The organism is Bradyrhizobium jicamae (genome assembly GCF_001440395.1).
Classification (GTDB): domain Bacteria; phylum Pseudomonadota; class Alphaproteobacteria; order Rhizobiales; family Xanthobacteraceae; genus Bradyrhizobium; species Bradyrhizobium jicamae.
Map to the genome: position 1 here is coordinate 114,519 of NZ_LLXZ01000120.1, position 6,939 is coordinate 121,457.

A 6,939-nucleotide genomic window follows, 5' to 3' on the forward strand; every position below is an offset into this window, starting at 1 on the left:
CCGGCCGATCAGTAGCCAAGGCCTTTTTTGCTGTCGTAGATCTTCTGCGGATCGTCGGCAGCCGTGTAGAGCTTCGATTCCGTCTGGATCCACTTCGGCGGCACCGTTCCCTTTGCCTTGTAGGCCATGATGGCGTCGAGCGCCGGACCCGCCATGTTCGGCGTCAGCTCGACGGTGGCGTTGGCTTCGCCAGCTGCGATCGCCTTGAAAATATCGGGTACGGCATCGATCGACACTGTCAGGATGTCCTTGCCTGGCTTGAGGCCGGCTTCCTTCATTGCCTGGATCGCACCGACCATCATGTCGTCGTTATGGGCATAGACCGCGCAGATATTCTTGCCACCGCCTTCGGCCTTGATGAAGCTTTCCATCACTTCCTTGCCTTTGGCGCGGGTGAAGTCGCCGGTCTGGCTGCGCACCACCTTGAGGTTGGCGTTCTTGGCGACGACGCTGTCAAAACCCTTCTTGCGGTTGGTGGCGACGCTGGCGCCCACCGTGCCCTGGAGCTCGACGACGTTGCATTGCTTGCCGGCCACGGCCTTGGCCAGCCATTCGCCGGCGACAGCGCCTTCGTGCACGCTGTCCGAGGTGACGGCGGTGAGATACAGCTCCTTGCCCGACGGATCGATGTCGCGGTCGAGCAGCACGACCGGGATCTTGGCTTCCTTGGCCTCCTTCAACACCGCATCCCACCCGCTCGACACGACAGGCGCGAGGAAGATCGCGTCGACGCCTTGCGCGATGAAAGAGCGGATCGCCTTGATCTGGTTCTCCTGCTTCTGCTGGGCGTCGGCAATCTTCAGCGTGACCTTGCGCTTGGTGGCCTCCGTCTTGGAGACCGAGGTCTCCGCCGCCCGCCAGCCGGATTCCGATCCGATCTGGGAAAAACCGACGGTGAGTTCGGCGGCGGTTGCGGGAAGTGCGAGGGTGAGAGCGACCAGCGCAGTGGCCGCAAGAAGGGCTTTGGAGGTCATGAGGCGCATTCTCCCAAATGTTGTTCAGGGTGCCTGCATCCCCGAAATCGGTATTTCGGCACCTTATTCGCTGTCCGTTGGCGGCAGCGCGGGGAATATTCCACGGAAGATCGGCGCTGACTAGTCATATTATTTGACTATTTGGTTCCGACCGTCACTCCCACCTGAGTCCGGCTCTGACTCCCCACGCGACGACTTCCGGCCCAGCGGCCGCTTGATCGCACCAGCGGTTTGACCTTGATTGCCCTGCGCATGCGGCGCAGTTACGCGTTACGCCGCCAGACTTGAGGATTCGACATGCAGCCCGCCGCCGCGAAACCGCTCTACATCCGCATGCACGCGGACGATAACGTTGCGATTGTCGCGAACCGCGGCGGCCTGCATCCCGGTGCCGAATTTGCCTGCGGCTTGCGGCTGATCGAGCAAGTTCCCCAAGGCCACAAGGTTGCCCTCGCCGATATCGGCAAGGACGAAGCCATCCTCCGTTACGGCGAGGTCATCGGCCACGCCGCAGCGCCGATCGCCAAAGGCAGCTGGGTCAAGGAATCGCTGGTGCAGATGCCGGATGCGCCCTCCTTCGACAATCTGCCGCAGCCGAACGGCGGCGCGATCCGGCTGCCCGCGCTCGAAGGCTACACGTTCGAAGGTTACCGCAATGCGGACGGTTCGGTCGGCACCCGCAACATCCTCGCGATCTCGACCAGCGTGCAGTGCGTCGCCGGCACGGTCGAGTTCGCGCTGGAGCGGATCCGCAAGGAGCTGCTGCCGAAATATCCCAACGTCGACGACGTCGTGGCGGTCACGCATGCCTATGGCTGCGGGGTTGCGATCAACGCGCCGGGCGCCGCCGTGCCGATCCGCACGCTGCAGAATCTCGCCCGCAATCCCAATTTCGGCGGCGAGGTGATGATCGTCGGCCTCGGTTGCGAGAAGCTGCAGCCCGAACTGCTGCTGCCCGAAGGCATGAGCGCCGACGAAGAAATCATGCGGATGCAGGATGAAGGCCTCACCGGCTTCGGCGAGATCGTCGAGGACATCGTGCAGATGGCCGACGCGCGCCTCAAGATATTGGACCAGCGCCGCCGCGAAACCTGCCCGGCTTCGGCGCTGGTGGTCGGCATGCAATGCGGCGGCAGCGATGCGTTCTCGGGAGTGACCGCGAATCCGGCGCTGGGTTTTGCTGCGGATCTTCTCGTTCGCGCCGGCGCCACCGTGATGTTTTCCGAAGTCACGGAAGTGCGCGATGCGATCCATCTGCTGACGCCGCGCGCGGCGAACCAGGAGGTTGCGGATGCGCTGGTGCGCGAGATGGCCTGGTATGACCGCTATCTAGCCGGCGGCGAGGCCGACCGCAGCGCCAACACCACGCCGGGCAACAAGAAGGGCGGCCTCTCCAACATCGTCGAGAAGGCGATGGGCTCGGTCATCAAGTCCGGCACCGGTCCGATCGCGGGCGTGCTGGCTCCGGGCGAGCGGGTCAGCCAGAAGGGACTGATTTTTGCGGCGACTCCGGCCAGCGACTTCGTCTGCGGCACGCTGCAGCTTGCCTCGGGCATGACGCTGCACGTCTTCACCACCGGCCGCGGCACGCCCTACGGACTCGCCGCCGTGCCGGTCATCAAGGTGTCGACGCGCAGCGAACTCAAGCAACGCTGGCACGATCTGATCGACGTCGATGCCGGCAGCATTGCGACCGGCGATGCCACGATCGAGGACGTCGGCTGGGAGATCTTCCGCCTCATGCTCGACGTAGCGAGCGGCCGCGAGACCTGGGCCGAACATTGGAAACTGACCAACGCGCTGGCGTTGTTCAATCCCGGTCCGGTGACCTGACGCGATGCAAGGGCCAGCCGTCGTCGCCGACGGCAGCTACGCCGCCATCAGCTTTTCGATCTCGGGTATCGGATGCGAGGTCAGCTCCTTCGCAACCTCGGCAACGATCCGCTCCGTCACCTCGGCATGAAAAGCCTGCCGGAGATTGCCCAGCACCTTTGCCGGCGCAACGACGACGAGTTTGTCGAAGCGATTGCCGTGAGCCAGGCGATAGAGCGCTTCGGCAATGGTGCCGGCGAATCGCTCCTCTGCGAGGTAATGCCAATCGGCCTGCTCCATTGCGCTCCGGGCGGCGCCGACGCTCTGGATGGAACGGCCGGGACGATCCGTCCCCTGCTCGCGTGTTGCCGGATTTTCCTGTTCGAGAACCTGCTCGACTTCCAGATGGAGTCGCTGCGGGGTACCTTTGTTGCGGAGAAAAAGCGCCTTTCGTCCATCGCCGATAAGCATGAGGGTGTTGTGGGAAATCTGTGGTTTTTGGCCAGCCATCATCGTCCTTGCTCCATGCGGCCCTAACGCATGAAGTGCCGGGTTGGTTGCCTGCCGGGACGGTACCTCGGGCCGCTTCCGTCTCCGACATATTTAGACGTATTTAGACGTATTTGCATGTCAGTCGCCGATTTCCTCGACGATCCCGTTCGCCGGGCTCGATAATGCACTTGCGATCGTGCCGCTCGCGATAGCGATACTCCCGCATCTCGCGGCGATTCCGATGATCACGATGTCCTCGCGAACCACGATCAAGTTGTAGCCGCCGTACTGCGGCCATCACTCGATCACGGCAGCCGGCCAATCGCTGCGCTCACGCGGGTACGCAGGCTCTCCGTCAGATTGGCGGAGACGTCGACGCTAGTCTGCAACTGCGTGTTGTTGGTTTGGGTGTTGGAAGGCCGAACCCGTCGATGGCTGCATGCATGTCTACGGGTTGTTGGTCGGCCGCTGCGCATCCGATCCGCCGCTTTGAATATTTTGTGCGGTTGAAGATGAGCGCGCCTGTTTGGAACTTCCTGATCGTTCCCTTCCATTGTCGGAACTAAAGCGGGAGCGATGCTTTGAGCCCCCGTAGGGCAGCATTCGAATGAGGAGGAACTTATGAGGAAGATTGCAATCGGCCTGCTGGCCGGCGCGGGCGCTCTCCTGGCCGGCAGTGCAAATGCGACCGACGTCTACACCGAGAATGAATACACCAACTCCGACCTGATACAGCAGGTTCGCATGGTCTGCGACGAGGACGGACGCTGCTATCGCACCCGTGGCGGCAGCCGCGTGATCGTGCGCGATTCCTATGCCTATGCGCCGCGCGAGCGCTATATCGAGCAACGACGCTATCGCGACTGGGATGAACCGCGAGCTGGCGTCGGCGTTCGTGCTCCCGGCGTCAGCGTGGGCGTCGGGATCGACAGCAACCGCTGGTAGGACAATCCTGGAGAGACTTCGGGTGCGGTCCGAAGTCTCTCCAGCGGGGCCTGAGTATTTCATTTGCCCAATATTTTCATGTGCTCACGGGAACAGCGGCCTGCGGTCGCCTGTTAGCGGGTGAACAACCGGCAAACGGAGCGGCTTCCATGAAAGTTTCCGATGCGATGACGTCAGAGGTTCAGCTCTGCACCCCCGATGACACGTTGAAGGACGCCGCGCAGGCGATGGCGGCGCTCGGTGTCGGATTGCTGCCCGTGACCGACAACGACCGTCTGGTCGGCATGATCTCCGATCGCGACATCGCGATCCGCGGCATCGGCATGGGCCGGGGCCCCGAGGGACGGGTCGGCGACGTGATGACGGCCGACGTCAAATATTGCTACGACGATCAGGACCTCGATCAGGTCAGCGCAATCATGGGTGACATTCAGGTTCGGCGCCTGCCGGTGCTCAATCGCAAGAAGCGGCTTGTCGGTATCATTGCGCTCGGGGACATCGCGCTGGTGCAATGCGGCAATGGCACGGGCGCTGCCTTGAGCAGGATTTCGCGGCCCGGCGGACAGCACGCACAGCTTTGATCCGTGCAGGGCCGGCTGCGGTGCTGATATCGCCGTGGATGGCCGCGTTTCTGCCTGCAGTGGTCACCCGTCGCGGGCATCGCCGTTTCTCACGCCGTCATGGGAACCTCGGACAGCCGTTCGCCGTTCTAATGCCATCATACGCGTGGGGGAACGCCGGCGGAGTGGCGAAGACCGATGGCACCGACACCCAAATCAACGTTCCCTCGAAACCGCAAAATCTCTCCGCGACATCTCGAGCGCTATCGAATTCGAGCGCTCGATGATTTCGGAGACGAACTGCTTGACGACTGGATGGTAGCTTATCCGGCCGCCGATCTGGCGCGGTCGGATTGACCCGTTCAGGACTTTTTCGCGCGCTTCTTCGAGCGTTTCTTCGAACCCTTCTTGGGTACCTTGACGCCCTTCTTTCGCGCTTCCGACAGGCCGATCGCGATCGCCTGCTTTCTGCTCTTCACCTTCTTGCCCGACCGGCCGCTCTTCAGCGTGCCGGACTTGCGCTTCTTCATGGCGCGGCCGACCTTCTTCGCCGCCCCCTTTGAATATCTGCGCTTCTTTGCTTTCTTCGCCATCTTGCTCATCCTCACCGTTCAGATAGTTCGCGCGGACGCGGCACTGCCAGCGTCCCTTGCGCCCCGCTAGCGCTTGCCGACCGTGTTTCCCGCAGCCAGCTCCTGCGCCATCTGGAGATGGTGGCGCAGCGTCGGAAGCATCTTTTCCGTCCACTCCTTCAGTTTCGGGTGGTCGCCGCCCTTGGCGTAGCGCTCGAACAGCGACACGGCGTCCTTGTGACCGCTGACCTGCTGGATCTGGTAGCGGGAGCTGAAGTCGCCGCCTTTGAGCGATTTCAACTTGTCGATCTTGCTCTGGTGAGTGCTGTCGAGCTGGGTCGGCAGCGCCACCTTCAGATCCCCGCCTGACACCATCGACTTCAACTCGTTGCTCGTCTTCTCGTGATCCTTGATCATGGCAGCGGCAAAGGTTTTCTCGGCGGCATTGCCCCGCTCCTGCGCGAGCTGGCTGGACTGGATCTCGAACATGTCGCTGATGGCGACCTGCTTTACGAAATCGTCCGTCGCCGGCGTAATTCCAAGCGTTGAATTAACGCCGGTCTTCTCTCCGATCGACTGGGCCATGGCAGGCGTCGCCAGGAGAATGACGGCAAGGCACGGGGCAAGGTATTTCATTTACTAATTCCTTTCGTCGCCGGGTTGGGCCGGCATCAGCCGTATCAATCAGCAATCCTCCTCTATCGTTCCCTTCACGCCGGCCATAGCGAACCCGCGCAAGTGCCCCGTTTGGAGACTCTATTTCCCGAAACCGTGTGTCAGGGATCGGACAGACGAGAAACGGCGCGCAGGATAAGTTCGATGCGGGTGAGCCAGGTGCTCGCCTTGCCGGTCGATGCGGATGGCGAGTGCGGCATGACCGAAACCAGTAAGGCGGATCGGGGAAGCTGAACCGTTCCAGAGAATATCAGGCCGGTGGCATGAACTTAACTGTCATTCGGATTGCGATGCAGATCGCGATGCCTTGCGCGCTCGTTGCCGTCGGCGCCGCCGGTCTCTTCCTTGTGGTCAGACATGTGACGTGGGTCGGATGATGTTACTGCCCGCGATTTTCACCCTGGACATCGATGGAAGACCCACGCTTGCTTTCGAAGCCAAAAACTTGCGCGAATCCCAGCAACTTTGTCATGAGCATTGGCTGCGTCAGGACATCGCCGGCTTGATGTCGAACGGCGTACCTCTGTGGGATGGCAAGGCTCGGCTCCGGTCCCGGCGTTCGACCGAGAACGAAATTGCTGCTTACCGGGAAGCGGTGCGGGATTCCAGGCAGACGGATGGAGACCTGCTGCTCGCCTACCTCGTCGAGCTCGACGATCTCCAAGAGACTCCCTGACCACGCACATAGCGGCCTCCCTGTGGAGATGCAGGAACAACTCATCGTCGCCGACCATTCATACTTGATTGATCGGGAGAGCTTCGATGAAGGCAATGGCGTGGTTCGAGACCTGTTGGGACTGCCCGTGCCACGGATCTCAGCTCGCATTCGATGGTAACGCTCCCGCGATCAGCCCGTCGGCCGAGCACGGCCTCGAGGACAAGCCATAAAACTCGGTCACCGGCTTTCGG

Annotated in this window: 8 protein-coding genes and 1 pseudogene; 5 read left to right on the forward strand and 4 right to left on the reverse strand. The window is 61.9% G+C overall.

The genetic code is table 11. The features are described 5' to 3' along the window. Positions 1-8: 8 nt before the first annotated feature. Complete coding sequence (ytfQ, locus tag CQ12_RS20080) at positions 9-974, reverse strand: galactofuranose ABC transporter, galactofuranose-binding protein YtfQ (RefSeq protein WP_057837110.1); 966 nt, start codon at positions 972-974, stop codon at positions 9-11. A 297-nt stretch (positions 975-1,271) separates the two neighbouring features. Between ytfQ and garD the strand changes: the two genes are divergently transcribed. Continuing rightward, complete coding sequence (gene garD, locus CQ12_RS20085) at positions 1,272-2,807, forward strand: galactarate dehydratase (RefSeq protein ID WP_057837023.1); 1,536 nt, start codon at positions 1,272-1,274, stop codon at positions 2,805-2,807. A gap of 36 nt (positions 2,808-2,843) precedes the next feature. Here garD and CQ12_RS20090 read toward each other — a convergent pair whose 3' ends face one another. Further along, positions 2,844-3,299: a host attachment family protein gene (locus CQ12_RS20090; RefSeq protein ID WP_347337438.1), complete on the reverse strand. Its 456-nt coding sequence runs from the start codon at positions 3,297-3,299 to the stop codon at positions 2,844-2,846. 600 nt (positions 3,300-3,899) lie between these two features. Here CQ12_RS20090 and CQ12_RS20095 point away from each other — a divergent pair. Together CQ12_RS20095 and CQ12_RS20100 are read left to right on the forward strand one after the other, a co-directional pair. Then, positions 3,900-4,223, forward strand: a complete 324-nt coding sequence (locus CQ12_RS20095) for a hypothetical protein (protein WP_057837024.1) — start codon at positions 3,900-3,902, stop codon at positions 4,221-4,223. A 149-nt stretch (positions 4,224-4,372) separates the two neighbouring features. After that, entirely contained in the window at positions 4,373-4,804 is a 432-nt protein-coding gene (locus CQ12_RS20100; protein WP_057837025.1) for a CBS domain-containing protein, read from the forward strand. A 341-nt stretch (positions 4,805-5,145) separates the two neighbouring features. Here CQ12_RS20100 and CQ12_RS20105 read toward each other — a convergent pair whose 3' ends face one another. Further along, on the reverse strand, positions 5,146-5,376 hold the full coding sequence (locus CQ12_RS20105; RefSeq protein ID WP_057837112.1) for a DUF6496 domain-containing protein: 231 nt from the start codon (positions 5,374-5,376) through the stop codon (positions 5,146-5,148). 66 nt (positions 5,377-5,442) lie between these two features. After that, a complete protein-coding gene (locus CQ12_RS20110) occupies positions 5,443-5,991 on the reverse strand; it encodes a DUF4142 domain-containing protein (RefSeq protein WP_057837026.1) in 549 nt (182 codons plus the stop codon). A 412-nt stretch (positions 5,992-6,403) separates the two neighbouring features. On the opposite strand from CQ12_RS20110, the gene CQ12_RS20115 reads away from it, so the two are divergent. Next, positions 6,404-6,706 (forward strand): hypothetical protein, encoded by a 303-nt coding sequence (locus CQ12_RS20115; RefSeq protein ID WP_057837027.1) that lies wholly within the window; start codon positions 6,404-6,406, stop codon positions 6,704-6,706. A gap of 107 nt (positions 6,707-6,813) precedes the next feature. Continuing rightward, a pseudogene (locus CQ12_RS47920) lies at positions 6,814-6,918 on the forward strand (Rieske (2Fe-2S) protein); the annotation flags it as partial. Positions 6,919-6,939: the final 21 nt, after the last annotated feature.